Below are 24,550 nucleotides of genomic sequence, written 5' to 3' on the forward strand. Positions count from 1 at the left end.
AGCCCCCCCCCCCCCCCCCCCCCCCCCCCCTTCCGCGCGGCGACGGCCGCCCCTGGAGGCGGCCGTCCGGGCCGGCTCAGCCGCCGATCAGGAGCGCCTGGTCCAGGGCCTGGAGAAAACGGTTCGTCGTCGCCCGGTCCCGCACCGCGAGCCGCAGCCAGTGCCGGTCGAGCCCCGGGAAGGTGTCGCCCCGGCGGGCCGCGAACCCCAGTGACCGCAGCCGCTCCCGCACCGCGTCCGCGCCGTCGATCCGCACCAGCACGAAGGGGCCCTCCGCCTCCGCGACCGTACGCACCTCGTCGAACTCCGCCAGCCCGGCCAGCAGATGGGCCCGCTCCACGCCGATCCGGTGCGCCGCGTGCTCGGCCTCCGCGAGCGCCGCCCGCGACATGCACGCCTCCGCCGCCACCAGGGCGGGCGTCGACACCGGCCACAGCGGCTGCGCGCGCTCCAGGGCCGTGACCGTCTCCGGCTCCGCGAGGACGTAGCCGATCCGCAGCCCGGCGAGCCCCCAGGTCTTGGTGAGGCTGCGCAGCACCACCAGCCCCGGCACGTCGGTCCGCCCGGCCAGCGACTCCCGCTCGCCCGGCACCGCGTCGATGAACGCCTCGTCGACCACCAGCGTCCGACCCGGCCGGGCGAGCGCCGCGATCGACGCGGCCGGGTGCAGCACCGAGGTCGGGTTCGTGGGGTTCCCGATCACCACCAGGTCCGCGTCCTCCGGCACCAGCGCCGGATCCAGCCGGAAGCCGTCCGCCTCGCGCAGCAGCACCCGGCCCACCTCGTGCCCGGCGTCCCGCAGCGCCGCCTCCGGCTCGGTGAACTGCGGGTGCACCACCACCGGCCGGCGCACCTCCAGCGCCCGCGCGAGCAGGACGAACGCCTCGGCGGCCCCGGCCGTGAGCAGGACCCGGTGCGCGGTCAGGTCGTGCCGCTCGGCGACCGCGGCCCGCGCGGCCCGGCCGTCGGGGTAGGCGGCGAGGCCGGCCAGCGAGTCGGCGATGCGCGCCCGCAGCCACTCCGGAGGGGTGTTCGTCCGGACGTTGACCGCCAGGTCGATCAGTTTCTCGTCCCGGACCTCGGCGTCACCGTGGTGGCGCAGGTCGTGGGCGTCGGTATCCGTATGGGTGTCCATGGCCGCCGTCGTGTGGGGGGTGGGGATCGTGGGGGGTGATCCGGGCTCGCCAGCGATGTACCCGTGAGCCCGGGGCAACAACCGTACGCCCGGGGCGTCTTCGTTCGGAAGAAACGGGACGGAAAGGGCCGCGGCGCACGTTGCGCCCCGTGATTTCCGTTTCGGTACGAGAAGGATGGAACCGCCACCCGCGGCCGCCCCCCGCCCCGCGGCCAGCAGCGCCGCCGCCTCCGCCACCGACGCCGTCCCCGTCGCCGCCAGCGGCGGCGCCGACGGATGCGGCACGGACACGGCCGCCAGCTCCCCGGCCGGGAAGGCGCGCACCGGCACCCCCAGCGCCGCCGCCGCCCCCGCGATCCCCGGCTCGGCCGCCCGCCGGTCCAGCGTGGCCAGCGACCGGACGGCCGCCCGCGTCAGCCCCGCCTCCCGCAGCACGGCGTCCACCAGCGCGAGGACCTCCGTCACCGGCACGCCGGACCGCGCCCCGACGCCGAGGTGCGCGGACGCCGTCCCATCCGATAGCAAAGGCGCATGGCTGTGGTCGTCGCGCTCGGCGCGTTCCTGATGACGCTCTTCGGCGGCTGGGTCGCGCAACGCGTCACCGACCGCCGCCACCTCGTCCTCGGACTCGCCGGCGGACTCATGCTCGGCGTCGTCGGACTCGACCTCCTGCCGGAGGCCCTGGAGACCGCGGGCGAGGACGTCTTCGGAGTGCCGCAGGCGCTGCTGCTCTTCGTCGGCGGCTTCCTCTTCGCCCACGTCATGGAGCGCCTCCTCGCCGTCCGCAGCGCCGCGCACGGCGTCGGGCCCGGCGACCGGGCGCCGCAGGTGGGCCTCACCGCCGCCGCCGCGATGGTCGGCCACAGCCTCATGGACGGCATCGCCCTGGGCGCCGCCTTCCAGGTCGGCGGCGGCATGGGCGCCACCGTCGCCCTCGCCGTCATCACCCACGACTTCGCCGACGGCTTCAACACCTACACGATCACGAGCCTCTACGGGAACGCCCGCCGCAAGGCCCTCGCCATGCTCGTCGCGGACGCCGTCGCCCCGCTCGTCGGCGCCGCCTCCACCCTGCTGTTCACCCTTCCGGAGGAACTCCTCGGCAGCTATCTCGGGTTCTTCGGCGGCGCCCTGCTCTACCTCGCCGCGGCCGAGATCCTGCCCGAGGCCCACCACGACCACCCCGCCCGCTCCACCCTGCTGTGCACGGCGGGGGGCGTGGGCTTCATCTGGCTCGTCGTGGGCCTCTCCGGCGGCTGAACTCACCCGCAGTGCCCCACGAACCGCGCGGCGACCTCCGGGGCCCCCGCCCAGTGGGTGTGCACGTAACTCGCGTGCACCCCGCCCTGGACGAACCCCTCCACCCGCCGCTCAGGCTGCCGCAGCCCCCAGGCGGGGGTCGACCCCGCGCCCGGCTCGATCACCGTCCGGTGGAACTCGTGCCCCCGCATCCGCGCCCCGGCCGGGGCGAGGACGCCGTCGCTCACCGCGACGGCGTCGCGGTATCCGAGCGTGAGCCGCTCCGACATCCGCGCGTCGGCGTCGAGCACCCCGCACATCGGCGTGCCGTCGAGCGACCGCGCCAGGTACAGCAGCCCGGCGCACTCGGCGGCGACGGGCGCGCCCGACGCGGCGAGCCCGGCCACGGCCTTCCGCAGCGGCTCGTTGGCGGACAGCTCGGGGCCGTACATCTCGGGGAACCCACCCCCTATGACGAGCCCGTCCGTCCCCTCGGGGAGGGTCTCGTCCCGCAGCGGGTCGAACGTGACGACCTCCGCGCCCGCGGCGGTCAGCAGCTCCGTGTGCTCGGCGTACGAGAACGTGAACGCGGCCCCGCCCGCGACGGCGATCACCGGTCCGCGGCCTGACACGGCCCGCCCGGCGCCCGTCCACGGCCCGTGCGGCTGCCACGGCTCGGCGTCCAGCGGCGGAGCCGACCGCGCGAGCGCCAGCAGCGCCTCCAGGTCGCACCCGGCCCGCACCTGCTCCGCCTGCGCCGCCACCGCCTCCACGGCCTGCGCCTGCCGCTCGGCGACCGGCACGAGACCGAGGTGCCGGGACGGCGTCGCCACCGCGGGCGCCCGCCGCAGCACCCCGAGCACCGGGACGCCGGACTCCCCGAGGGCCTCCCGCAGCAGGTGCTCGTGGCGGTCGGTCGCGACCTTGTTGAGGATCACCCCGCCGATCCGCACCTCCGGGTCCCAGGACGCGAAGCCGTGCACCAGCGCCGCCACCGACCGCGACTGCGAGGACGCGTCGACGACGAGGACCACCGGCGCCTTGAGGAGCTTCGCCACCTGGGCGGTGGACGCCAGCTCGCCCTGGTCGGCGGCGCCGTCGTACAGGCCCATGACCCCCTCGACCACGGCCAGGTCGCAGCCGCGCGCGCCGTGCAGGAAGAGCGGCGCGACCAGCCCCGTCCCGCACATGTAGGAGTCGAGGTTGCGGCCCGGCCGGCCGGTGGCCAGGGCGTGGTAGCCGGGGTCGATGTAGTCGGGCCCGACCTTGTGCGGCGAGACGGCCAGACCACGGCCGGCGAACGCGGCCATGAGGCCGGTCGCGACCGTGGTCTTGCCCGCGCCCGAGGAGGGCGCGGCGATGACGAGACGTGCTACCACTCGATGCCCCGCTGGCCCTTCTGACCGGCGTCCATCGGGTGCTTGACCTTGGACATGTCGGTGACGAGGTCGGCGAAGTCGACCAGCTCCCGGGGCGCGTTGCGGCCGGTGATGACGACGTGCTGGTGCCCCGGGCGGTCCCGGAGCACCTGGACGACCTCCGCGGTGTCTATCCAGCCCCAGTGCAGCAGGTAGGCGAACTCGTCCAGCACGTAGAACGTGTACTTCTCCTCGGCGAGGTCCCGCTTGACCTGCTCCCAGCCCTCCCGCGCCTTCTCCTCGTGGGACTGCTCGCCCTCGGCGACCTCGCGCTGGATCCAGGACCAGCCCTCGCCCATCTTGTTCCAGGTGACCGTGCCGCCCTTGCCGGTCTCGCCGAGCGCCTTGAGGGCGTTCTCCTCGCCGACCCGCCACTTGGCGGACTTGACGAACTGGAACACCCCGATCGGCCAGCCCTGGTTCCAGGCGCGCAGCGCCATGCCGAACGCGGCGGTCGACTTCCCCTTGCCGACGCCCGTGTGCACCATCACCAGCGCCCGGTTGCGGCGCTGACGGGTGGTGAGACCGTCGTCGGGCACGACGGTCGGCTGTCCCTGCGGCATTAAGCGGCCCTCCATGCTGTCTGCGGTGTCTGTCCTGCTGCCTGTACGTCCCGGACGAGGCCGGCGATCGAGTCCGCCCGCAGCTCGTCCAAGGTCACTGCGGTGCCCGCGAGTTCACCCGCGAGCCGGCCGGCGAGCCCCAGCCGCACCGGCCCGGTCTCGCAGTCCACGACCACGCTCGCCGTCCCCTCGGCGGCGTGCAGCCGCGCGGCCCGGGAGGCGAGCGCCAGCGGGTCCCCGCCGGCCCGCCCGCCGGTCGCCCGGCCGTCGGTGACGACGACCAGCAGCGGGCGCCGCGAGGGGTCCCGCAGCCGCTCGACGCGCAGCACGTCGTGGGCCTTGAGCAGACCGGCCGAGAGCGGCGTGCGGCCGCCGGTGGGGAGCTGCTCCAGGCGGGCCGCGGCCGCGTCCACGGACGACGTCGGCGGCAGCGCCACCTCGGCGTCCCGGCCCCGGAAGGTCACCAGGCCGACCTTGTCGCGCCGCTGGTAGGCGTCGAGCAGCAGCGACAGGACCGCGCCCTTGACCGCGCTCATCCGCTGCCGGGCCGCCATCGAACCGGAGGCGTCCACCACGAAGAGCACCAGGTTCCCCTCGCGCCCCTCCCGGGTCGCCTGCCGCAGGTCGTCCCGGCGGACCACCAGACCGGGTCCGGACCGCCCGCGCGCCTTCTGGTGCGGCGCGGCGGCCCGCACCGTCGCCGACAGGTGCAGCTTGGTCAGCGCGCCCCGGGGGCGCACCGACCCGGTGGTCCTGCCGTGCTCGGTGCGGGCCCGGGAACGGCGCCCGGCCGCGCCCTCGCCGAGCCCCGGGACGCTCAGCGTCCGCGTACGGAACGGCTCGGCGGCCCGGACGGCGGCGCGCTCGCCCGCGCCGGACCCGGAGGGCGCCCCCGGCGCCGGCGCGGGGGTCTCCTCGGGCGCCGGGGCCTCCTCGGGCTCCGCCCGGTCCTCGGACGCCGGGAGCTCCTCGGAGGCCGGACCCTCGCCCTGCGGCGGAATGCCGCCCCCGTCGGGACCGCCGCCGGGGCCTCCGTCGGGACCGCCGTCGCCGGGGCCGTCGGGCTCCGGGTCCTCGTCGGGGTCCTCGCCCGCGAACTGCTCCAGCGTCTCGTCGAGCTTGTCCTCGTCGAGGCCGGGCGCGTCGAACGGCGAGCGCCGGCGGCGGTGGGGGAGGGCCAGCAGCGCGGCCTGGCGCACGTCCTCCGAGGTGACCTCGGTCCGTCCCGCCCAGGCGGCGAGCGCGGTCGCCGTCCTGGCCATCACGAGGTCGGCGCGCATGCCGTCCACCTCGAACGCGGCGCAGGTCGCGGCGATCTGGAGCAGCACCGCGTCCCCGAGGACCACCCGGGGGAGCAGCTCCCGCGCGGCGGCGATCCGTCCGCGCAGCCCGGCCTCCTCGTCCGCCCAGCGCGCGGCGAAGGCGGCCGGGTCGTCCTCGAAGGAGAGCCGCCGCCGCACGACCTCCACCCGCTGCTCGGGCACGCGCGAGGCGGCGACCTCGACGGTCAGCCCGAAGCGGTCGAGCAGCTGCGGCCGCAGCTCGCCCTCCTCCGGGTTCATCGTCCCGACCAGCAGGAAGCGGGCGGCGTGCCGCACCGAGACGCCTTCGCGCTCGACGTACGAGGAGCCCATCGCGGCCGCGTCGAGGAGCAGGTCGATCAGGTGGTCGTGGAGGAGGTTGACCTCGTCGACGTAGAGGATGCCCCGGTGGGCGTCGGCGAGGAGCCCCGGCTCGAACGCCTTCACCCCGTCGGCGAGCGCCTTCTCGATGTCGAGCGCGCCGACGAGCCGGTCCTCCGAGGCGCCGACGGGCAGCTCGACCATCCGGGCCGGCCGCGCCCCGGACTCCAGGACCTCGTGCGGCCCGTCCGGGCAGCCGGGGTCGGGCGCGCCCGGGTCGCAGCTGAACCGGCAGCCGGTGACCACCGGGACCTCCGGCAGCAGGGCGGCGAGCGCGCGGACGGCGGTGGACTTCGCGGTGCCCTTCTCGCCCCGCACGAGGACTCCGCCGACGGCCGGGCTGACGGCGTTCAACAACAGCGCGAGCCGCAGGTCGTCCATGCCGACGACGGCGGTGAACGGATAGCGGGTGCTCATCGGGTGGTCCTCTCCTCGGGTTCGGTCGGCTCGTGCCCCGCGGGGCGGACCCGCGTCACGGCGCACCCGGCGGGACGAACGGCAGTCCCGCCGGCGCGCCCCGCTCGATCAGCCGCAGCAGCGCGTCGGTGTCCGCGTGTTCCTCGATCAGGTCGCCGAGCCGGTCCAGCTGCTCCTCGCGCAGGGTGCCGAAGGACGTGTCGGGCGCCGGGACGAACCGCCGTCCCGAGGCCGCCGCGACCTCCCGCAGGAACGCCCTGCGGAAGCCGTCGCTCTCCAGGGAGCCGTGCCAGTGAGTGCCCCACACGGCGCCGACCCGGCAGCCGTCGAGGAACGGCTCCCCGCCCTCCACGGTCGCGACGCCGTGGTGGATCTCGTAGCCCTCGACGCGTTCGCCGAGGGCCTCGCCGACCGGCCGGGCGAGGGTCTTCTCGCGGGCGAACCGGACGCGCACGGGCAGCAGGCCGAGGCCCTCGACGGCTCCGGCCCGGGACTCCACCTCGTCGTCGATGTGGGCGCCGAGGACCTGGAAGCCGCCGCAGATGCCGAGCACCGGCCGCCCCCCGGCCGCGCGCCGGGCCAGCTCGTCGGCGAGCCCGCGCTCCCGGAGCCAGGCCAGGGCCTTGACCGTCCCGCGGGTGCCGGGGACGACGACCAGGTCGGCGTCGACCAGTTCCTCCGGCCGGTCCACGAACCGGACGACGACGCCCGGCTCGGCGGCCAGCGCGTCGACGTCGGTGAAGTTCGACATCAGCGGCACGGCGCAGACGGCGACCCGCAGCACGTCGGCGCCGACGGGCGGCGCGACGACGGACTCGCGGACGGTGCCGCGCAGCGAGACCCGCAGGCCGTCCTCCTCGTCGATGCCGAGCCCGTGCGCGTACGGCAGGACGCCGAAGGTCGGCCGGCCGGTCAGGCCGTGGAGCATGTCGAGGCCGGGTTCGAGCAGGGTGACGTCGCCCCGGAACTTGTTCACCAGGTAGCCGGCGACGAGGGACTGGTCCTCGGGGCCGAGCAGCGCCGTCGTGCCGAAGAACTGGGCGAAGACCCCGCCCCGGTCGATGTCGCCGACCACCACGACGGGCAGCCGCGCGGCCCGCGCGATGCCCATGTTCACGATGTCCGTGCGCCGCAGGTTGATCTCGGCCGGACTGCCCGCCCCCTCGCAGATCACGGCGTCGTACATGCCCCGGAGTTCCTCCAGGCACGCCAGGACGGGCTCGAGGAGTTCCTTCTGCCGTCCCCCGTGGTAGCCGCGGGCGCTCAGTTCGCCGACGGGCCTGCCCATCAGGACGACCTGGCTGGAGCGGTCGCTGCCGGGCTTGAGCAGCACCGGGTTCATCAGCGCGGTCGGCTCCACGCGGGCGGCCTGGGCCTGCATGGCCTGGGCCCGCCCGATCTCGGCGCCCTCGCGGGTGACGAAGGAGTTGAGGGACATGTTCTGTCCCTTGAACGGCGCCACCTTCAGGCCCCGGCGGACCAGCCAGCGGCAGATTCCGGCCGTCACCACGCTCTTGCCGGCGTCGGACGTGGTCCCGGCGACGAGCAGTCCGCCACCCCTCATGCGTTCCTCCGCTTCAGCGCGCTCACGATCAGCCGGCCGCCCACGCAGGCGGCCAGGGTCAGTCCGGTGACCCGGCGGGACAGCCGGACCGCCCGCTCGATGTCGGCGACCTCGACCGGCCGCCCCTCCCCGTTGAGCACGGGCCGGTGCTCGACCCGCCCCCCGTAGGCGAGGGTTCCGCCGAGCCGTACGCCGAGGGCGCCCGCGAAGGCGGACTCGACCGGGCCCGCGTTGGGGCTGGGGTGCCGTGCCGCGTCCGCGCGCCAGGCCCGTGCGGCCCCGCGCGGATCGCCGCCCGCGACGGTGGCGAGGGCGGCGGTCAGCCGCGCGCCGGGCCAGCCGGCCACGTCGTCGAGCCGCGCCGAGGCCCAGCCGAACCGGCGGTGGCGGGGGGACTTGTGGCCGACCATCGCGTCGAGGGTGTTGACGGCCCGGAAGCCCACCAGCCCCGGCACGCCCGCGACGGCGCCCCAGAAGAGGGCGCCGACCACGGCGTCGGAGGTGTTCTCGGCGACGGACTCCACGACCGCGCGGGCCATCGCGGGCCCGTCCAGGGCCTGTGGGTCGCGGCCGCAGAGGTGGGGCAGCCGCTCCCGGGCCACCTCCAGGTCCCCGGCCTCCAGCGCCCCGCCGATCGCGCGGGCCTCGCGGCCCAGGGTCGTCCCGCCGACCACGGCCCACACGGCGGCGGCGGTCAGGGCGACGGAGGCGGCCCGGCTGTCCCGGACCGCGCGGGCGGCCAGGGCTCCGGCCGCGGCGGTGGCGCCGGCGCAGACGGCGGTGTGCAGCGCGCCCCAGCCCCGGTGGTCGTGGTGGAGGCGCTCCTCGACGGCGGCGGCCGCCCGTCCGAAGGCGGCGACGGGATGCCCGCGACGGGGGTCGCCGACCAGCCGGTCGACGGCGAGGCCGAGGGTCGCTCCGTACGCGAAGACACGGGTGGCTCTGGAAACGCTGCGGCTGCGGCCGGGCATGGCGCAATGTCCTCACTCAGGGTCCGCGCCCTGGATCGACGTGACCGGCGGCGAGAGTTCCTGACTCCCGGACCCTGGGGATCCGGTCACAGTGGCGGGACCGCGCCGGATTCGCACCGGACTTCCTCTGCTGCCGCCGTAATGGCCTCGGCAGTCCACCACGGCCCGAGAACAGCCGTCAACTCACCCTTGACCTGCGTCGCGTCACTGTGCGGAGCACCACAAACACGACGGCCGGGCGGCCCGCACCCGAAGGTGCGGACCGCCCGGCCGAGGTACCGGGGACCGTCAGACGACGATCAGGTAGATGCCGTACGCCACGGCCGCCAGGCACAGGGCGAAGCAGGCATAGGCGCCGGTGCGGGCCAGGGCGGCGGAACCGCCCTGGGCGGCGGCCTGCTCCTGCTTGGAGAGGCCGATGACGCCGAGGGTGAAGAGGCCCACCAGGGCGACGGTCGCCACGAGGCTGACTCCGAAGACGGAGCCGAGGGCTGCCCAGTCGATCTTCATGTCGTTGGTTCCTTACACCGCGGCCGCGGGGGCGGGGGGAGCGGCCGGGTCCGTGGGAGCCGGCGCGGGGATGGTGGTCTTGAGGTCCTCGTCCGCGACGGCGGCGACGGAACCGGCCGGCGGCGGGGTGACGGCGGCGATCGCCGTGGTCACCACGCCCGCGGGCTCGGGGGCGTCGAGGTCGTCGGCGGTGACGTTGTGCTGGTCGACCGGCTTGCGGCGGGAGAGCGCCCAGATGACGGCCGAGCCGGCCACCAGCAGGACCGCGACGGCGGCGATGCCCCAGGTGCCCTGCTTGGTAAGGAACTCGGCGCCGGCGCCCACCAGGCCCGCGGCGGGCAGGGTCAGGCCCCAGGCGACGAACATCCGGGTCGCGGTCGACCAGCGGACGACGCCGCCCTTGCGGCCGAGGCCGGCGCCCATCACGGCACCCGAGCAGGACTGGGTGGTCGAGAGGGAGAAGCCGAGGTGCGAGGAGGCCAGGATGACCGTGGCGGCGCTGGTCTGGGCGGCGAAGCCCTGCTGCGGCTTGAGGTCGGTGAGGCCCTTGCCCATGGTGCGGATGATGCGCCAGCCGCCGAGGTAGGTGCCGAGCGCGATGGCGACACCGGCGGAGACGACGACCCACAGCGGGGGGTTCGAGCCGGGGCTGACGACGCCCTGCGTGACCAGGGCGAGGGTGATGATGCCCATCGTCTTCTGGGCGTCGTTGGTGCCGTGGGCGAGGGAGACGAGACCGGCGGAGGCGATCTGGCCGACGCGGTAGCCCTTGGCGGTGTGCTTCTCGTCGGTCCTGGCGCCGATCTTGAACGTCAGCCGGGTGGCCAGCATCGCGGCGAGGCCGGCGACGATCGGCGCGGCGACGGCCGGGATCAGGACCTTGGTGACGATGGTCGGGGCGTTCACGGCGGACCAGCCGGCCGACATGACCGCGGCGCCGATGAGACCGCCGAAGAGCGCGTGGGAGGAGCTGGACGGCAGGCCCAGGAGCCAGGTCAGCAGGTTCCACAGGATGGCGCCCACGAGCGCCGCGAAGATCACTTCTGTACGAATGCCCTCTTCGTTGATGATCCCGCCGGAGATCGTCTTGGCGACCTCCACCGACAGGAACGCTCCGACGAGGTTCAGCACGGCGGACATGGCCACCGCCGTCTTGGGCTTGAGAGCACCGGTCGAGATGGTCGTGGCCATCGCGTTGGCGGTGTCGTGGAAACCGTTCGTGAAATCGAACACGAGAGCTGTCACGACCACAATGGCGAGCAGCAGCGTGATGTGTTCCATTTACCCAGGCAATCGTTTGACGTCAGTGGCTCGACGAACGTAGGCAACCTGGGTGAACGGAAGATGAACTGGGGCGGGCGGCGTGGTGTCCCTATCCGGTGTCAAGAGATTCCGCTTCGTGCCCGGCGGGGGTGGCTGTCCACGATGCGGTCACCCCGCGACCCGGGGTAATCCGGGCGTTCCCGGGGCACGTGCGACCTGCCCCGGTTCCTCCGGTGCCGCCCCGTTCCGCTCCCCGGACGGAACCATCCGACCGGGGGACCCCGCCGAGGAGACCCATGTCACTCCCCGGGGTGAGCCTCCGGCGGACCCCGCGCGCCCGCCCCCCGACCCCCGCCCGGGTCCGTCCGGTGGCACTCCGCCCGCACCCTGCCGACACTGGAGAGCGTGCGCCCGGCTACAGCGACGGCAGTGGCCGTCACCACCCTGATCGGTGTCGGCGCGGCCGCGGTGGCGGCCGGCCGGTACGCCAGCGACGTCGCCCTCAAGGTGCCGTCCGGACGTCCCCTCCCCGGGGACCCACGTCTGACCGTGCACGCCACGGGCCCGGACCGGATCACCCTCACCCGCAGCCTCGCCTCGCTGCGCCCCGGCACGTACGGCATCGAGGCCCCCGGCCTGCACGCCGTCGTCGGCCCCGTCCTCGACCGCGTCCCGCACACCGCCGACACCGTCGTCCGGCGCCTGGAACGCGTCGAGCTCGGCACCCCCGCCCCCGGCAGCCGCGTCCGCCTCACCCCCCAGCTGCACCGGGGCACCCCGGCCACCGCCCTCGGTCTGGACCACGAGGACGTCGAGATCCCCGGCGAACTCGGCCCGCTGCCCGGCTGGCTCGTGCACGGCCCGCGCAGCACCTGGGTGATCGCCCTGCACGGCCTCGGCACCACCCGCGAGCACCCGCTGAACGTGGTCCCCTTCTTCCACCGCCGCAAGATCCCGGTCCTCGTCCCCGCCTACCGCGGCGACGAGGGCGCGCCGCCCTCCCCGGACGGCCTCGCCCACCTCGGCGACTCCGAGTGGCGCGACGTCGACGCCGCCATCCGCTACGCCGTCCGCCGCGGCGCCTCCCAGGTCGTCCTGCACGGCTGGGGGACCGGCGCCTCGATGGCCCTGCGGGCCGCCGCCGAGTCCGGGGTCCGCGACCGGATCGCCGGCCTCGTCCTCGACTCCCCGGTCCTCGACCCGGAGGCCACCCTGCGCAACCTCGCCGCGGCCCACCACGTCCCCGGACCGCTGCTGCCGCTCGCCGTCCGCGCCGCCCAGGGCAGGACCGGCGCGCACGGCGGCCGCGTCGGGGCCGTCGCCGACCCGGACGCCCTGCGCGTCCCGGTCCTCCTCGTGCACGGCCCCGACGACACGATCGCCCCCTGGGGGCCGTCGGTGGAGCTCGCCGCCCGCCGCCCCGACCTGGTCGGCCTGCGGACCGTCCGGCAGGCGCCGCACGCGGCGATGTGGAACGCCGACCCCGTCGGGTACGAGGAGTCCCTGCGCCGCTTCCTCACCCCGCTGTTCTGACCCGCCCCCGCGAGGCCCTTGGGACCGGCCGCGCGCAGGGCCCCGGGGGCCGCACGGGTGCCGCCCCGGAGAGGCGTTCCGGCGGCAGTTGTGACGGGGCAGCGGATTCCGATTGGGCTTTCGGGCCGTCAGCGGGAAGACTGCCCCCGTGACGTCTCGAAAGCCCGATGAACCATTGGCGCGCAACTCCAGACTCCGACTCGTCCGCCCCCGGGCGCTGGCCACCGCCCGACGGGCCGTGACGACCCGGCGCACGAGGCCGGCGCCGCGGCCGCCCGAGGGCACTCCGCCCCGCGCGGAACTCGCCCGGCAGGCCCGGCAGGTCCTCGCCGACGCCGTACGGATCGCCCGCTGGGCCGCCGTCGAGCACGGCGCCGAGACCACCCTCCGCCCCGGCGCGGGGGCCGACACCGCCCGGGAACGGGCCGCCGTCGCCCTGGCCCTGACGCCCGGCCAGATCGGCGCCGGCTGGGACCGCGCCCGGCTCGCCGGACTCGTCGAGCTGCACGGCGACGCCGTCCGCCCCGGCTGGCGGCTGCACGCCTGGGACCGCGACGACTCCGCCGTGCTGCGCGGCTGGGTCGCCCTCTTCGACGCCTGGTCCCTGGTCCACCCGGCCCCCGAGGGGGTCGCGCCGGGCGCCGTCGCCGAGGTCGTCGAGGCCGTCCCGCAGGTCCTCTCGCTGCTCCAGCTCTCCCAGGGCCCGGTGCTCGTCCCCGCCCTCCTCGACCTCCTCGTCCAGCGCGTCGAGGAACTCCGCGAGGAGCGCTGCGAGGTGCCCGCCGCCGCACAGTCCCCGGAACCGGCGGAATCCCCCGGTACCGACGGCCTGCCCGCCCTGCTCGACTGGGCGCTCGAAGGGCTGGCCGCCGTCGGCGCGCTCACCCTCGACCCGGGCGCCGCCGAGCGCCACGCCACCCTGACCCCGCTCGGCAACTGGGCGGTCTGGGTCAAGCTGGAGCAGATCTGCGTCGCCGCGCAGAGCCCCGCCGGGAACATCGAGCAGTCGGCCGGCGCCATGCTCCGCGGCTGCGCCCGGCTCACCCCCGGCCCGGCCCGCGACGAGTACCGCGCCTGGCTCGCGGCCCGCACCCTGACCAGCGCGGTGACCGAGCTGCTCGCGGTCGCCCGGGGCGAGGACGCCCTGCTGCGCGGGCTCGCCTTCGAGGCGCTCCGCGTCGTCGGGGCGCCCGCCGAGGCCGAGGTCAGGGCCACCCTCGCGGAGCCGTCGCTGCGCCCGTACGCGCTGCTCTGGCTGGCGGAGTACGACGGCGCCGACCCGGACGACGCCCAGGAGGTGCTGAGCCGCGAGGAGGCGACCTGGCTGTGGGTGGACACCGCGGCCGCCGTCGCCGACCACGGCGAGAGCGCGCTGCTCGTCCGCCACCTCGACTCCGCGGTGCAGGGCACGGTCCCCGCGCTGCTCGACGAGGTCAGGGCGGTCGGCCATCCCCGGACCGTCCAGGTGCTGGTCGCCCTCGCCGCGGCCCACCCGGACCCGGCGCTCGCCAAGGCGGTCCGCCGGGCCGCCTTCCAGGTCCACACCGGCGGCGCGTGACGGCGGGACCGCCCCGGACCGGCTCCGGAGCCTCCCGTCCGGCCCGCGCCGGCAGGCCCCCCGGTCGGGCCCGGTCGGGCCCGGTCGGGCCCGGTCGGGACGGTCTAGTCGGCCGCGCCGGGGGTGTAGGTCCCGAAGCTCCAGATGTTGCCCTCGGCGTCCCGGGCCGTGTAGTCCCGGGAGCCGTACTCCTGGTCCGTCGGCGGCAGCACGATCTCGACGCCGTGGGCGGCCGCGCGGGCGTGGTGCTCGTCGACGTCGTCCACGTGCACGAAGACGCCCACCGGGCCGCCGCCGGCCATCAGCTTGTCGAACTCGCTGCCGGTGCCCTTGCTGCCCAGCATCACCATGCCGTTGCCGAAGGACAGTTCGGCGTGCGCGATCCGGCCGTCCTCGGCCTCGTACACGGCGGTCGCCGTGAAGCCGAAGCCCTCCGTGAGCTGGCGGATCGCCGCCTTGGCGTCCTGGTACGTCAGCGTCGGACAGATGTGCGGCGCCTCGGTCATCCCGTCACTCTCCCTCTCGATGCGGCCGAATGTGATCCGGATCTCAGTCTGGCAGTCGCCTCCGGCAACTCAGCGGAAGGTGTTGCACTGGGCCATGTCGCCCGTCCGGTAGCCCTGGTAGAACCACTGCTGCCGCTGCGCCGCCGAGCCGTGCGTCCAGTTCTCCGGCGTCACCCGCCCCTGGAAACGCTCCTGGATCCGGTCGTCGCCCACCGCGGCCGCCGCGTCCAGGCCGTCCCGGATGTCGTCGTCGGTGAGCCGGGTCAGCACCGGCCGGCCGGTCCGTTCGTCCGGGGTGGTCGTCGCGTGCCGCGCCCACACCCCGGCGTAGCAGTCCGCCTGGAGCTCGACCCGGACGGCGTTCGAGTTCGCGCCGGTCCGCCCGTCCTGGGCCCGGCTCAGGGTCCCCATCAGGTTCTGGATGTGGTGGCCGTACTCGTGCGCCACCACGTACGCCTGGGCGAAGGGACCGCCGGTCGACCCGAACTTCGTGCGCAGCTCGTCGAAGAAGCCCAGGTCCAGGTAGACCTGCCGGTCGCCGGGGCAGTAGAACGGGCCGACCGCGGAGGTCGCCGAGCCGCACGCGGTGCCGACCCGCTGGGCGAACATGACGGTGGAGGCGTTCCCGTAGGTCCCGCCGCGGCGGGCGTACTCGCTCCGCCAGAAGTCCTGGACGCTGTTGACGACGGCGACGATCCGGCAGTCCTCGCGGGTGTTGGCGTCCGAGCCCTTGCGGCACGTCTGGCCGACCTGGCCCGCCGAGGAGGCGCTCGCGGCCGGCTCGTCGCCGCCGCCGGAGAGGCCGAGCTGCTCGGGGCCGACGCCGAAGAGCACCCCCAGGACGAGGGCGATGAGGCCGATGATGCCGCCGCCGACGGTCGCCCTGCCGCCCGGGATGCGGCTGCCGCGGACGTCCCGCACCTCCGAGGTGTCCAGGTCGGCGTCGTCGTCGAACTGCACGGTCCACCACCCTCCGCGTCACTGCCGCGGCAGGGGCCGCCGCCTTGCGCCGAGTATCGAACGATCTACCGGCTTTCGCCCCTTTTGGTACTCATCGGCGGGAATGTGAGAAAACTCCGATCGGGCCCCCGTGCCCCACATGGCCGAAAACCAGTTGCAGACGCCCGTTAGACTGGCCGCATGGCCATTCTCCCTCGGGTGCATTAGCGGCGTCGAAGCCCGCCACCAGTCGTCCTTCCGCCGTTTCCCACCGCCCTGGAGTCTGTCCGTGATCACCGCTTCCGGCATCGAGCTGCGCGCCGGCGCCCGCGTCCTCATCGAATCCGCTTCCTTCCGCATCGCCAAGGGCGACCGCATCGGCCTCGTCGGCCGCAACGGAGCGGGCAAGACCACCCTCACCAAGTGCCTGGCCGGCGAGGGCCAGCCCGCCGCCGGCGCCATCGCGCGCTCCGGCGAGGTCGGCTACCTTCCGCAGGACCCGCGCACCGGCGACCTCGACGTCCTGGCCCGCGACCGCATCCTCTCCGCCCGCGGCCTCGACACCCTGCTCAAGAAGATGCGGGCGAACGAGGAGCGCATCGCGACCGGCTCCGGCGCCACCCGCGACAAGGCCATGCGGCAGTACGAGCGCCAGGAGACCGAGTTCCTCACCAAGGGCGGCTACGCGGCCGAGGCCGAGGCCTCCACCATCGCCGCCGCCCTCGGCCTGCCCGACCGGGTCATGGGCCAGCCGCTGCACACCCTCTCCGGTGGTCAGCGCCGCCGCGTCGAGCTCGCCCGGATCCTCTTCTCGGACGCCGACACCCTGCTCCTCGACGAGCCGACCAACCACCTCGACGCCGACTCCATCATCTGGCTGCGCGACTACCTGAAGACCTACCGCGGCGGCTTCATCGTGATCTCCCACGACGTCGACCTCGTCGAGACCGTGGTCAACAAGGTCTTCTACCTGGACGCCAACCGCTCCACGATCGACGTCTACAACATGGGCTGGAAGCTCTACCAGCAGCAGCGCGAGGCCGACGAGAAGCGCCGCAAGCGCGAGCGGCAGAACGCCGAGAAGAAGGCCGCCGCCCTCAACTCGCAGGCCGACAAGATGCGCGCCAAGGCCACCAAGACGGTCGCCGCGCAGAACATGGCCAAGCGTGCCGAGCGGCTGCTCTCCGGCCTGGAGGCCGTCCGCGCCTCCGACAAGGTCGCCAAGCTCCGCTTCCCGGACCCGGCGCCCTGCGGCAAGACCCCGCTCACCGCCGAGGGGCTCTCCAAGTCGTACGGCTCGCTGGAGATCTTCACCGACGTGGACCTCGCCATCGACAAGGGCTCCCGCGTCGTCATCCTCGGCCTCAACGGCGCCGGCAAGACGACCCTGCTGCGCCTCCTCGGCGGCGTCGAGCAGCCCGACACCGGCGAGGTCACCCCCGGCCACGGCCTCAAGCTCGGCTACTACGCCCAGGAGCACGAGACGCTCGACCCCGAGCGGACCGTCCTGGAGAACATGCGCTCGGCCGCGCCCGACCTCGACCTGGTGGACGTCCGCAAGACGCTCGGCTCGTTCCTGTTCTCCGGCGACGACGTCGACAAGCCGGCCGGCGTGCTCTCCGGCGGCGAGAAGACCCGGCTCGCCCTCGCGACCCTGGTCGTCTCCTCGGCGAACGTGCTGCTCCTCGACGAGCCCACCAACAACCTGGACCCGGCCAGCCGCGAGGAGATCCTCGGCGCGCTGCGCACGTACAAGGGCGCCGTCGTCCTGGTCACCCACGACGAGGGGGCCGTGGAGGCGCTCGACCCGGAGCGGATCATCCTGCTCCCCGACGGCGTCGAGGACCTGTGGGGCGCGGACTACGCGGACCTGGTGTCCCTGGCCTGACCCGCTCGCGCGGCTCCGGATGTGCCCGAGGGGCCCGGTCCGGAGCCGGAAGTGATCATGCGGAGCTGGATCATTCGGCTCATCGGTGATCCTTCATCTGAGTGAGGGTCTCTCGTACATCCCGGCGCGGTGCGCTGCCGAATCCTTCCGGCAGTCCCGCGCCGCACGTGTGTTCCCTTGTCGCCGCTGACCTGGCACTTCCCGTTCCGACCGGTACGGATGTGCCGTTCGAACCCACCGGAATGATGGATTCCGTCTGTGACGACGACGTACCCCTCCGCAAACCCGGCGGCACGGACCTTGTCGAATGGGTGGCCAGGACGCCGGAGAGGGGTGATCATGAGAAGTCCAGAGCGCACTTCCCATGAGGAGGCACGGGTGGCCGAGACTCTGAAGAAGGGCAGCCGGGTGACCGGCGCCGCGCGCGACAAGCTCGCGGCAGACCTGAAGAAGAAGTACGACTCCGGTGCGAGCATCCGGGCGCTGGCCGAGGAAACCGGCCGCTCCTACGGATTCGTCCACCGGATGCTCAGCGAGTCCGGAGTCACGCTGCGTGGACGCGGCGGAGCGACACGGGGCAAGAAAGCCGCCTCGGTCTGATCATCGGGGCGGCTCGACCGGGCCACCGGGTCTCTCGGTGGCCACCCGGTCGGCCCTGCGGCCGGCCAGGTGGTTACTGTGCAGTCACTTAGCACGTTCGCATGCAGTGCTGCACCGGAACCGGAGGCGCCCCATGACTACGCTCGCAGACTCTGAGCCCGTATTCGACAAGGACGGTGTACGGCTCACCGTCGAAGACGCCGTTGCCACGGTGACCCTGACCAACCCGGCGAAGCGCAACGCTCAGTCTCCCGCTCTGTGGCGGGCGTTGACGGAAGCCGGCCGGTCTCTGCCGGGCAGCGTGCGGGTCGTCGTCCTGCGCGGTGAGGGCCAGTCCTTCTCCGCCGGACTCGACCGGCAGGCGTTCACCCCCGAGGGCTTCGACGGGGAGCCGTCCTTCCTCGACCTCGCGCGCGGTTCCGACGCGGACCTCGACGCGGTCATCGCCGAGTACCAGGAGGCGTTCACCTGGTGGCGCCGCGGCGACCTCGTGTCGATCGCCGCCGTCCAGGGCCACGCCATCGGCGCCGGCTTCCAGCTCGCCCTCGCCTGCGACCTGCGGGTCGTCGCCGAGGACGTGCAGTTCGCCATGCGCGAGACCAGCCTGGGCCTCGTCCCGGACCTCACCGGGACCCACCCCCTCGTCTCCCTCGTCGGCTACGCCCGCGCGCTGGAGATCTGCGCCACCGGCCGCTTCGTCCAGGCGGAGGAGGCCGAGCGGATCGGGCTCGCCAACCTCGCCGTGCCCGCCGACGAGCTCGACGCCGCCGTACGGGACCTCGCCGGCGCCCTGCTCGCCGCGCCCCGCGACGCCGTCACCGAGACCAAGGCCCTCCTCCAGGGCGTCGCCGGACGCTCCTACGAGGAGCAGCGCGTCGCCGAGCGCGCCGCCCAGGCCCGCCGCCTGCGCGACCTCGCCGGCCTCGGCGACTGAAGCACGCGCTCTCGCCGCGCCGGGCGAAAGCGCGAGTACGTCCCGTACGAGCACTTCCACCCGGCACACCGAGAGCACGCACCGGACGCCGCAGGGCCGCCCTTCGGGCAACGAGGGGATGGTGACGACACCCCCTAGCGCAGCTCCGTGACCAGAACCGTGACCGCGGCCGCCCCGGAGGTGGCTGCGGCCACGGCGCTCCGGGCGGCCCGCGCGACGTCGAGGGGGCGCCGCCCCGCGGTCACGGCCAGTTCCACCCGGACGAGCTCGCCGGGCCCCCGGTGCACCGGGGGCCCCAGGACGTCCGTCACGCCCGCCACGCCCTCGACCCGCAGCACCGCGAGGGCGACCGGGTCGTCGGTCGCCGGCGAGGTCCGCCCCGGCGGGGGAGCGGCCGGTCCGGCCGGCGGCGCCGCGTCGAGCAGCTCCGTCACCCGCAGGTCCACATCGGCCACCGGCAGCCCGATCCCGTCGTCCGCCGCGACCAGCAGGGTCGTCCGCACCTCCTCGGCCAGCTCCGGCAGTGGCCGCCCCAGCAGCGCCCCGAACTCCGCCGTGACCCTGAGCGGCCCGTGCGGAAGGCCGCCCGGCGGCACCGGGAGCGGCGGCGCGGCCGTCTCCGTCCCGCTCCCGGGGAGGGGGCCGATCCGCAGCGCGCCCGGCGCCACCCCCCGAACGGCGGCAGCCGCCCGGCCGAGTACCTCCCGCGCCGCCCGCTCCGTGATCCACGCGCCGTCCTCCGCCGTTCCCAGCGGCAGCAGCCTGCCCGGCGCGAGGCGGTCGCGCACCGCCGCCGTCCAACCTTCAGCCGTCGTCATTCCCCCAGCCTGCCGCATCCCCGGGGCGAATAGGGGCAACCGCCCTTAGTGTGGGCGAGGAACCCCGAACTATCACAGAAGGGGCGATACCCGATGACTGACACCACTCCCTCCGGAAACCCCGCGTCGGACGAGAACCGCCGCACCTCCGTCACCAAGCGCGGTGGCGGCGCTCCGGCCGCCCGGGGCCGGACCACCATCGCCGACGGCGTGGTCGAGAAGATCGCCGGCCTCGCCGCACGGGACGTCGTCGGCGTCCACGCCATGGGCAGCGGGCTCTCCCGCACCTTCGGCGCCGTGCGCGACAAGGTCCCCGGCGGAGGCGGCGGAAAGGCGAGCGTCACCCGGGGCGTCAAGGCCGAGGTCGGCGAGGTCCAGACCGCGCTCGACCTGGAGATCGTCGTCGACTACGGCGTCTCCATCGCCGACGTCGCCGGCGACGTCCGGGAGAACGTCATCGCCGCCGTGGAGCGGATGACGGGCCTCGAGGTCGTCGAGGTCAACATCGCGGTCAGCGACGTGAAGCTGCCCGACGAAGAGGACGAAGAGCCGGAGTCCCGGCTTCAGTAGCCGTCGGCACCCCGGCGGTACGGGCACGGAAAGGGGCTCAGGATGAGCATGGCGGTGGTCGGCCTGCTGGCCGGCATGGCCCTCGGCTTCGCCGGATACTTCGGCGGCTTCGGGGCGTTTCTCCTGGTCGCGGCCTTGGGCGCGGTCGGCTTCGTCGCCGGCCGCTTCCTCGACGGCGACCTCGAACCCGGCGATCTGCTGCGCGGCCGCGACCGCGGCGACCGGCGGCGGTGACGCGGGGTGGTGACCGACCCGGCGCGGGACCGGGGGGCGACGAAGGTCGCCGACCGGGTCTTCGCGAAGATCGCAGCCCAGGCTGCCAGGGAGGCCCTGGACGCCGTGCCCGAGGGCGGCTCGCGGCCGCACGCCTCCGTCGTCGTCCACCGTGACGTCGCCCGGGTCTCGGTCAGCCTCGACCTCGACTACCCCTCCGACATCGGCCGCCGGTGCGGGGCCGTCCGGAGCCGGGTCCGCACCCGCATGGAGGAGCTCGCCGGCCTGGAGGTCCACGAGGTGGCCGTCCACGTCGAACGCCTGCACTCGCCCCTCACCCGGCAGGCCGCACACCGGGAGCGCCTCGCATGAGCCCCGCCGCCGACCCGTCCCGCCCCGGCGCGGAGCCGGTCGCCCTCGCGCCGGGCGACCCCGGCACCGGTGCCCCGGGTCCCGTGCCGGTCCTCGCCGACGCCCCCGCGCGCCGCGTCCGGCGCTTCTGGTCCGTGCGCCGCATCCCCGCCGCCCTCGTGGCGGCGGTCGTCCTCGGCGCCACCGGACTGCTCCTGTACGACGTGGCCGCCGTGCGGGCGGACCACTCCGCCATGGCCTGGCGGCGGGAGCTAGCCGACGGCCTGGCGACCCGGCCCCTCGACAGCACGGCGGTCGTCGCCGGCGCCGCCGTCGCCGTCGCCGTCGGGATCTGGCTCCTCGTCCTGGCCGTCACGCCGGGGCTGCGCGCGGTGCTCCCCATGCGCCGCGAGCACCCCGACGTGCGGGCCTGCCTCGACCGCGAGGCGGCCGCCCTCGCCCTGCGCGACCGCGTCATGGAGGTGTCCGGGGTGCAGTCCGTCGACGTGCGCGTCGGCCGGTCCAAGGCCGCCGTCCGCGCGGTCTCGCACTTCCGGGCGCTCGACGAGGTCCGCGCCGACGTCGAGAGCGTCCTCGCCGCCGGCGTCGAGGAGCTCGGCCTCGCCCACCCGCCCGCGCTGACGGTACGGGTGGCCCGCCCCCGCAAGAAGGGATGAGCCGATGAACCATCGGGACCAGCGGGGGAGGGGCCGGTGACCGTCGTCCTGCGGCGCGTCAACCGCGCCCTGCTCGGACTCGCCGGGGTCGTCCTCGTCCTCCTCGGCGGCGGGGTCCTCGCCGCCGCCCTCGACCTGGCCGTGCCGTCCTGGTGGCCCTGGTCGGGCCCCTCCGACGTCCTGCTCTCCACCGCCGACCGGCACCGCGGCCAGGAACACGGCTGGTGGTGGCCGGTGGTCATCGCCGTCCTCGGGGTCGTGGTCCTGCTTGCCCTGTGGTGGCTGCTTGTCCAGTTCCGCCGGGCCCGGCTCGCCGAGGTCCTCGTCGACACCGGCGACGGTGAGGGGGCGCTCGTCCGCGGCCGGACGCTGGAAGGCGTCCTGGAGGCCGACGCCACCGCCCAGGAGGGCGTGTCCAAGGCGCGCGTCGCCCTCACCGGCCGCCGCACCGCCCCCCGTACCCGCGTCGCGCTCCTCCTGGAGCCGTACGCCTCCCCGGGGGCCGCCCTGGACACGCTCAGCACCCGGGCGCTCGCCCACGCCCGGACGTCGGCCGGGCTGCCCGCGCTGCCCACCGAGGCGCGGCTGCGCGCGGTGAAGCACCGGGCCCGCCGGGTCAACTGACGGCGGACCCGGTGCGACGGGGCCTCAGAAGCCGCCGCGCGCCCCGCCGTCCACCGGGAGCATCAGCCCCGTCAGGTACGAGGCGGCGGGCGACAGCAGGAACGCCGCCGTCCGGCCGAACTCCTCCGGGGTGCCGTAGCGGCGCAGCGGGATGGCCGCCTCGTTCGCCGCGCGGGCCGCGTCGGCGTCGCCGGAGAGCGCGTCGAGCGAGCGGACCCGGTCCGTGTCGATCCGGCTCGGCAGCAGCCCGATCACCCGGATGCCGCGCGGTCCCAGGTCGTTGGAGAGCGACTTGGCGAAGCCGGCGAGGCCGGGGCGCAGCCCGTTGGAGATCGTCAGGCCGGGGATGGGCTCGTGCACCGATCCGGAGAGCACGAAGCCGATCACCCCGCCCTCGGTGAGGGTCTCGGCCGCCGCGCGGGCCAGCCGCACGGCGCCGAGGAAGACCGTGTCGAAGGCGGCCGACCACTGCTCGTCGGTGTTGTCCGCCGCGAAGCCCGGCGCCGGACCGCCGACGCTGATCAGGATGCCGTCGAAGCCGCCGAACCGGGACCGCGCCTCGGCGATCAGCCGGGCCGGGGTCGCCGGGTCGTCGTTGTCGGCCGCGAGGCCGGCCGCGCCCTCGCCCAGTTCGGCCACCGCGTCGGCGACGGTCTTCTCCTCGCGCCCGGTGATCAGCACACGGGCGCCCTCCGCGAGCAGCGCCTCGGCGGAGGCCCGTCCGAGCCCCCGCGTCGCGCCGGTCACCACGTACACACGGTCCTTCAGTCCCAGATCCATGGCCCTATCCTGCCGCCTTCTCGGCGGCGAGGGCGAAGGCGGTCCCCACCAGGCCGATGTGGCTGAAGGCCTGCGGGAAGTTCCCCAGCTGGCGGCCGGCCACCGGGTCGTACTCCTCGGCGAGGAGCCCCACGTCGCTGCGGAGCGCGACCAGCCGGTCGAAGAGGGCGCGCGCCTCCTCGGTCCGCCCGATCAGCCGCAGCGCGTCGGCCAGCCAGAACGAACAGACCAGGAAGGTCCCCTCCTGGCCCGGCAGCCCGTCCACCGTGCCCGAGTCGACGCTGTAGCGGCGGACGAAGCCGCCGTGGGTCAGCTCCGCCTGCACCGCGTCGACGGTCCCCACCACCCGGGGGTCGTCCGGCGGCAGGAAGCCGACCTGGGGGATGAGCAGCGTGGCGGCGTCCAGCTCCCGGGAGCCGTACGACTGCGTGAAGGTGTTGCGCACCGGGTCGAAGGCCCGGGCGCACACCTGGGCGTGGATCTCGTCCCGCATGGCCCGCCAGCGCGTCGCGTCCCCCGGCAGAGTGCGGTCGGCCTCCAGGGTGCGCACGGCGCGGTCGGCGGCCACCCACGCCATCACCTTGGAGTGGGTGAAGTGGCGGCGCGGCCCGCGGACCTCCCACAGCCCCTCGTCCGGCTCCCGCCAGGTCGACTCCAGGAAGCCGAGCAGGCTGAGCTGGAGGTTCCAGGCGTGCCGCTCGGCCGGGATGCCGGCCTCGCGGGCGCGGCTGAGCGAGTCCATGACCTCGCCGTACACGTCGAGCTGGAACTGGTCCACGGCCGCGTTCCCGGTCCGCACGGGCGCCGAGTCGGCGTAGCCGCGCAGCCACGGCAGGCTCGTCTCGGGGAGCCGCCGTTCCCCGGCGGGGCCGTACATGATCTGGAGGTCGGCGGGGTCGCCGGCGACGGAGCGCAGCAGCCAGTCCCGCCAGGCCGCCGCCTCGTCGACGTATCCGGCGGCGAGCAGCGCGCCGAGGGTGAGGGAGGAGTCGCGCAGCCAGCAGGCGCGGTAGTCCCAGTTGCGCACCCCGCCGAGCTCCTCCGGCAGCGAGGTGGTGGGGGCCGCCATGATGCCGCCGGTCGGCGCGTAGGTGAGCGCCTTCAGGGTGATCAGGGAGCGCACCACCGCCTCGCGGTGCGGGCCCTCGTAGGTGCAGCGGGCGGTCCACTCCCGCCAGTCGGCCAGGCACTGCTCCAGGGCCTCGTGGGGGTCGACCAGCGCGGGGCGCGGCTCGTGCGAGGGGTGCCAGGTGAGGACGAAGGCGACCTTCTCGCCGGCGGAGACGGTGAAGGAGGAGCAGGTGGCGAACTGCTGCCCCCAGGTCTTCACGTGCGGCTCGCTGCGCAGCCAGACGGAGTCCGGTCCGGCGACCGCGACCCGGTGGTCGTCGGCGCGGCGCACCCAGGGCACGATCGAGCCGTAGTCGAAGCGCAGCCGCAGGACGGCGCTCATCTCGACGGTGCCGCTGACCCCCTCGACGATCCGCATGAGGTCGGGGGACCTGTCCCGCTGGGGCATGAAGTCGACGACCTTCACGGTGCCGGTGCGGGTCTCCCAGAGGGTCTCCAGGACCAGGGAGTCCTCGGTGTAGCGCCGGCTGGTGCAGGTCGTCGCTCCCTGGGGGGCGATCCGCCAGTGGCCGTTGTTCTCGTCGCCGAGGATGGCGGCGAAGCAGGCCGCCGAGTCGAAGCGGGGCAGACACAGCCAGTCGACCGATCCGTCGCGGCCGACGAGCGCGGCCGTCTGGAGATCGCCGATGAGGGCGTAGTCGTCGATACGTTGCGTCACGCTTTGGG

Annotated in this window: 24 protein-coding genes and 1 riboswitch; of the genes, 11 read left to right on the forward strand and 13 right to left on the reverse strand. The window is 74.9% G+C overall.

All coding sequences use genetic code 11. From position 1 onward, the window contains the following. Positions 1 to 76: 76 nt before the first annotated feature. Positions 77 to 1,660 carry an Rv2231c family pyridoxal phosphate-dependent protein CobC gene (cobC, locus tag ACZ60W_RS17035; RefSeq protein WP_469756114.1) on the reverse strand — a complete coding sequence of 528 codons (1,584 nt, stop codon included), beginning with the start codon at positions 1,658 to 1,660 and terminating at the stop codon, positions 77 to 79. Between the two features lie 6 nt (positions 1,661 to 1,666). Between cobC and ACZ60W_RS17040 the strand changes: the two genes are divergently transcribed. Beyond that, positions 1,667 to 2,395, forward strand: a complete 729-nt coding sequence (locus tag ACZ60W_RS17040) for a ZIP family metal transporter (protein WP_469756115.1) — start codon at positions 1,667 to 1,669, stop codon at positions 2,393 to 2,395. Positions 2,396 to 2,397: 2 nt separating this feature from the next. Here the strand turns inward: ACZ60W_RS17040 and ACZ60W_RS17045 are convergent, their stop codons facing one another. The 7 genes from ACZ60W_RS17045 to ACZ60W_RS17075 all read right to left on the reverse strand — a co-directional run bounded on the left by ACZ60W_RS17045 (position 2,398) and on the right by ACZ60W_RS17075 (position 10,780). Then, positions 2,398 to 3,753 (reverse strand): cobyrinate a,c-diamide synthase, encoded by a 1,356-nt coding sequence (locus tag ACZ60W_RS17045; RefSeq protein ID WP_469756116.1) that lies wholly within the window; start codon positions 3,751 to 3,753, stop codon positions 2,398 to 2,400. Continuing rightward, positions 3,747 to 4,355 (reverse strand): cob(I)yrinic acid a,c-diamide adenosyltransferase, encoded by a 609-nt coding sequence (cobO, locus tag ACZ60W_RS17050; RefSeq protein WP_355964920.1) that lies wholly within the window; start codon positions 4,353 to 4,355, stop codon positions 3,747 to 3,749. The genes ACZ60W_RS17045 and cobO overlap by 7 nt, the downstream gene beginning before the upstream one ends. Further along, complete coding sequence (locus ACZ60W_RS17055; protein WP_469756117.1) at positions 4,355 to 6,454, reverse strand: putative cobaltochelatase; 2,100 nt, start codon at positions 6,452 to 6,454, stop codon at positions 4,355 to 4,357. The genes cobO and ACZ60W_RS17055 overlap by 1 nt, the downstream gene beginning before the upstream one ends. 55 nt (positions 6,455 to 6,509) lie before the next feature. Further along, positions 6,510 to 8,018, reverse strand: a complete 1,509-nt coding sequence (locus tag ACZ60W_RS17060; RefSeq protein WP_469756118.1) for a cobyric acid synthase — start codon at positions 8,016 to 8,018, stop codon at positions 6,510 to 6,512. Continuing rightward, a complete protein-coding gene (locus ACZ60W_RS17065; RefSeq protein ID WP_469756119.1) occupies positions 8,015 to 8,989 on the reverse strand; it encodes a cobalamin biosynthesis protein in 975 nt (324 codons plus the stop codon). Before ACZ60W_RS17065 ends, ACZ60W_RS17060 begins: the two co-directional genes overlap by 4 nt. Before the next feature lie 35 nt (positions 8,990 to 9,024). Then, positions 9,025 to 9,164: riboswitch (cobalamin riboswitch) on the reverse strand. A gap of 113 nt (positions 9,165 to 9,277) precedes the next feature. Further along, on the reverse strand, positions 9,278 to 9,499 hold the full coding sequence (locus ACZ60W_RS17070) for a hypothetical protein (RefSeq protein WP_469756120.1): 222 nt from the start codon (positions 9,497 to 9,499) through the stop codon (positions 9,278 to 9,280). A gap of 12 nt (positions 9,500 to 9,511) precedes the next feature. Beyond that, positions 9,512 to 10,780 (reverse strand): inorganic phosphate transporter, encoded by a 1,269-nt coding sequence (locus ACZ60W_RS17075; RefSeq protein ID WP_469756121.1) that lies wholly within the window; start codon positions 10,778 to 10,780, stop codon positions 9,512 to 9,514. A 387-nt stretch (positions 10,781 to 11,167) separates the two neighbouring features. On the opposite strand from ACZ60W_RS17075, the gene ACZ60W_RS17080 reads away from it, so the two are divergent. Both ACZ60W_RS17080 and ACZ60W_RS17085 read left to right on the forward strand, forming a co-directional pair. After that, a complete protein-coding gene (locus tag ACZ60W_RS17080) occupies positions 11,168 to 12,295 on the forward strand; it encodes an alpha/beta hydrolase (protein ID WP_469756122.1) in 1,128 nt (375 codons plus the stop codon). A 148-nt stretch (positions 12,296 to 12,443) separates the two neighbouring features. Continuing rightward, positions 12,444 to 13,853 (forward strand): hypothetical protein, encoded by a 1,410-nt coding sequence (locus ACZ60W_RS17085; protein ID WP_469756123.1) that lies wholly within the window; start codon positions 12,444 to 12,446, stop codon positions 13,851 to 13,853. A gap of 104 nt (positions 13,854 to 13,957) precedes the next feature. Here ACZ60W_RS17085 and ACZ60W_RS17090 read toward each other — a convergent pair whose 3' ends face one another. Both ACZ60W_RS17090 and ypfJ read right to left on the reverse strand, forming a co-directional pair. After that, entirely contained in the window at positions 13,958 to 14,359 is a 402-nt protein-coding gene (locus ACZ60W_RS17090) for a VOC family protein (protein ID WP_469756124.1), read from the reverse strand. Between the two features lie 69 nt (positions 14,360 to 14,428). After that, positions 14,429 to 15,319, reverse strand: coding sequence for a KPN_02809 family neutral zinc metallopeptidase (gene ypfJ, locus ACZ60W_RS17095; RefSeq protein WP_469756125.1), 891 nt, complete (start codon positions 15,317 to 15,319; stop codon positions 14,429 to 14,431). Positions 15,320 to 15,587: 268 nt separating this feature from the next. Between ypfJ and ACZ60W_RS17100 the strand changes: the two genes are divergently transcribed. From ACZ60W_RS17100 to ACZ60W_RS17110, 3 genes are all read left to right on the forward strand, one after another. Next, entirely contained in the window at positions 15,588 to 17,186 is a 1,599-nt protein-coding gene (locus tag ACZ60W_RS17100) for an ABC-F family ATP-binding cassette domain-containing protein (RefSeq protein WP_366301958.1), read from the forward strand. Positions 17,187 to 17,564: 378 nt separating this feature from the next. Then, on the forward strand, positions 17,565 to 17,786 hold the full coding sequence (locus tag ACZ60W_RS17105; RefSeq protein ID WP_024756249.1) for a helix-turn-helix domain-containing protein: 222 nt from the start codon (positions 17,565 to 17,567) through the stop codon (positions 17,784 to 17,786). 133 nt (positions 17,787 to 17,919) lie between these two features. Beyond that, complete coding sequence (locus tag ACZ60W_RS17110) at positions 17,920 to 18,720, forward strand: enoyl-CoA hydratase/isomerase family protein (protein WP_469756126.1); 801 nt, start codon at positions 17,920 to 17,922, stop codon at positions 18,718 to 18,720. Between the two features lie 134 nt (positions 18,721 to 18,854). Here the strand turns inward: ACZ60W_RS17110 and ACZ60W_RS17115 are convergent, their stop codons facing one another. Then, a complete protein-coding gene (locus ACZ60W_RS17115; protein ID WP_469756127.1) occupies positions 18,855 to 19,538 on the reverse strand; it encodes a hypothetical protein in 684 nt (227 codons plus the stop codon). A 93-nt stretch (positions 19,539 to 19,631) separates the two neighbouring features. Between ACZ60W_RS17115 and ACZ60W_RS17120 the strand changes: the two genes are divergently transcribed. The 5 genes from ACZ60W_RS17120 to amaP are packed head-to-tail and all read left to right on the forward strand — an operon-like array spanning position 19,632 to position 21,973. Continuing rightward, on the forward strand, positions 19,632 to 20,108 hold the full coding sequence (locus tag ACZ60W_RS17120) for an Asp23/Gls24 family envelope stress response protein (RefSeq protein ID WP_469756128.1): 477 nt from the start codon (positions 19,632 to 19,634) through the stop codon (positions 20,106 to 20,108). A 42-nt stretch (positions 20,109 to 20,150) separates the two neighbouring features. After that, complete coding sequence (locus ACZ60W_RS17125; protein WP_366301951.1) at positions 20,151 to 20,342, forward strand: hypothetical protein; 192 nt, start codon at positions 20,151 to 20,153, stop codon at positions 20,340 to 20,342. A gap of 6 nt (positions 20,343 to 20,348) precedes the next feature. After that, positions 20,349 to 20,693 (forward strand): Asp23/Gls24 family envelope stress response protein, encoded by a 345-nt coding sequence (locus tag ACZ60W_RS17130; protein WP_469756129.1) that lies wholly within the window; start codon positions 20,349 to 20,351, stop codon positions 20,691 to 20,693. Further along, positions 20,690 to 21,349 (forward strand): DUF6286 domain-containing protein, encoded by a 660-nt coding sequence (locus tag ACZ60W_RS17135; RefSeq protein ID WP_469756130.1) that lies wholly within the window; start codon positions 20,690 to 20,692, stop codon positions 21,347 to 21,349. The genes ACZ60W_RS17130 and ACZ60W_RS17135 overlap by 4 nt, the downstream gene beginning before the upstream one ends. A gap of 36 nt (positions 21,350 to 21,385) precedes the next feature. Further along, positions 21,386 to 21,973: an alkaline shock response membrane anchor protein AmaP gene (gene amaP / locus ACZ60W_RS17140; RefSeq protein WP_469756131.1), complete on the forward strand. Its 588-nt coding sequence runs from the start codon at positions 21,386 to 21,388 to the stop codon at positions 21,971 to 21,973. Positions 21,974 to 21,997: 24 nt separating this feature from the next. Here amaP and ACZ60W_RS17145 read toward each other — a convergent pair whose 3' ends face one another. Both ACZ60W_RS17145 and ACZ60W_RS17150 read right to left on the reverse strand, forming a co-directional pair. Next, positions 21,998 to 22,753, reverse strand: coding sequence for an SDR family oxidoreductase (locus ACZ60W_RS17145; protein WP_469756132.1), 756 nt, complete (start codon positions 22,751 to 22,753; stop codon positions 21,998 to 22,000). Between the two features lie 4 nt (positions 22,754 to 22,757). Then, positions 22,758 to 24,542: a glycoside hydrolase family 15 protein gene (locus ACZ60W_RS17150; RefSeq protein WP_469756133.1), complete on the reverse strand. Its 1,785-nt coding sequence runs from the start codon at positions 24,540 to 24,542 to the stop codon at positions 22,758 to 22,760. Between the last annotated feature and the right edge of the window lie 8 nt (positions 24,543 to 24,550).

Source organism: Streptomyces sp. NPDC104202, from assembly GCF_055584185.1.

What these genes read in the sequence shown, in the direction of transcription:
- ACZ60W_RS17040 (WP_469756115.1), top strand. Translation starts at nt 1,667, where the DNA reads ATGGCTGTGGTCGTCGCGCTCGGCGCGTTCCTGATGACGCTCTTCGGC.
- cobO (WP_355964920.1), bottom strand. Translation starts at nt 4,355, where the DNA reads ATGCCGCAGGGACAGCCGACCGTCGTGCCCGACGACGGTCTCACCACC.
- ACZ60W_RS17055 (WP_469756117.1), bottom strand. Translation starts at nt 6,454, where the DNA reads ATGAGCACCCGCTATCCGTTCACCGCCGTCGTCGGCATGGACGACCTG.
- ACZ60W_RS17060 (WP_469756118.1), bottom strand. Translation starts at nt 8,018, where the DNA reads ATGAGGGGTGGCGGACTGCTCGTCGCCGGGACCACGTCCGACGCCGGC.
- ACZ60W_RS17065 (WP_469756119.1), bottom strand. Translation starts at nt 8,989, where the DNA reads ATGCCCGGCCGCAGCCGCAGCGTTTCCAGAGCCACCCGTGTCTTCGCG.
- ACZ60W_RS17070 (WP_469756120.1), bottom strand. Translation starts at nt 9,499, where the DNA reads ATGAAGATCGACTGGGCAGCCCTCGGCTCCGTCTTCGGAGTCAGCCTC.
- ACZ60W_RS17075 (WP_469756121.1), bottom strand. Translation starts at nt 10,780, where the DNA reads ATGGAACACATCACGCTGCTGCTCGCCATTGTGGTCGTGACAGCTCTC.
- ACZ60W_RS17090 (WP_469756124.1), bottom strand. Translation starts at nt 14,359, where the DNA reads ATGACCGAGGCGCCGCACATCTGTCCGACGCTGACGTACCAGGACGCC.
- ACZ60W_RS17110 (WP_469756126.1), top strand. Translation starts at nt 17,920, where the DNA reads ATGACTACGCTCGCAGACTCTGAGCCCGTATTCGACAAGGACGGTGTA.
- ACZ60W_RS17115 (WP_469756127.1), bottom strand. Translation starts at nt 19,538, where the DNA reads ATGACGACGGCTGAAGGTTGGACGGCGGCGGTGCGCGACCGCCTCGCG.
- ACZ60W_RS17120 (WP_469756128.1), top strand. Translation starts at nt 19,632, where the DNA reads ATGACTGACACCACTCCCTCCGGAAACCCCGCGTCGGACGAGAACCGC.
- ACZ60W_RS17125 (WP_366301951.1), top strand. Translation starts at nt 20,151, where the DNA reads ATGAGCATGGCGGTGGTCGGCCTGCTGGCCGGCATGGCCCTCGGCTTC.
- ACZ60W_RS17135 (WP_469756130.1), top strand. Translation starts at nt 20,690, where the DNA reads ATGAGCCCCGCCGCCGACCCGTCCCGCCCCGGCGCGGAGCCGGTCGCC.
- ACZ60W_RS17145 (WP_469756132.1), bottom strand. Translation starts at nt 22,753, where the DNA reads ATGGATCTGGGACTGAAGGACCGTGTGTACGTGGTGACCGGCGCGACG.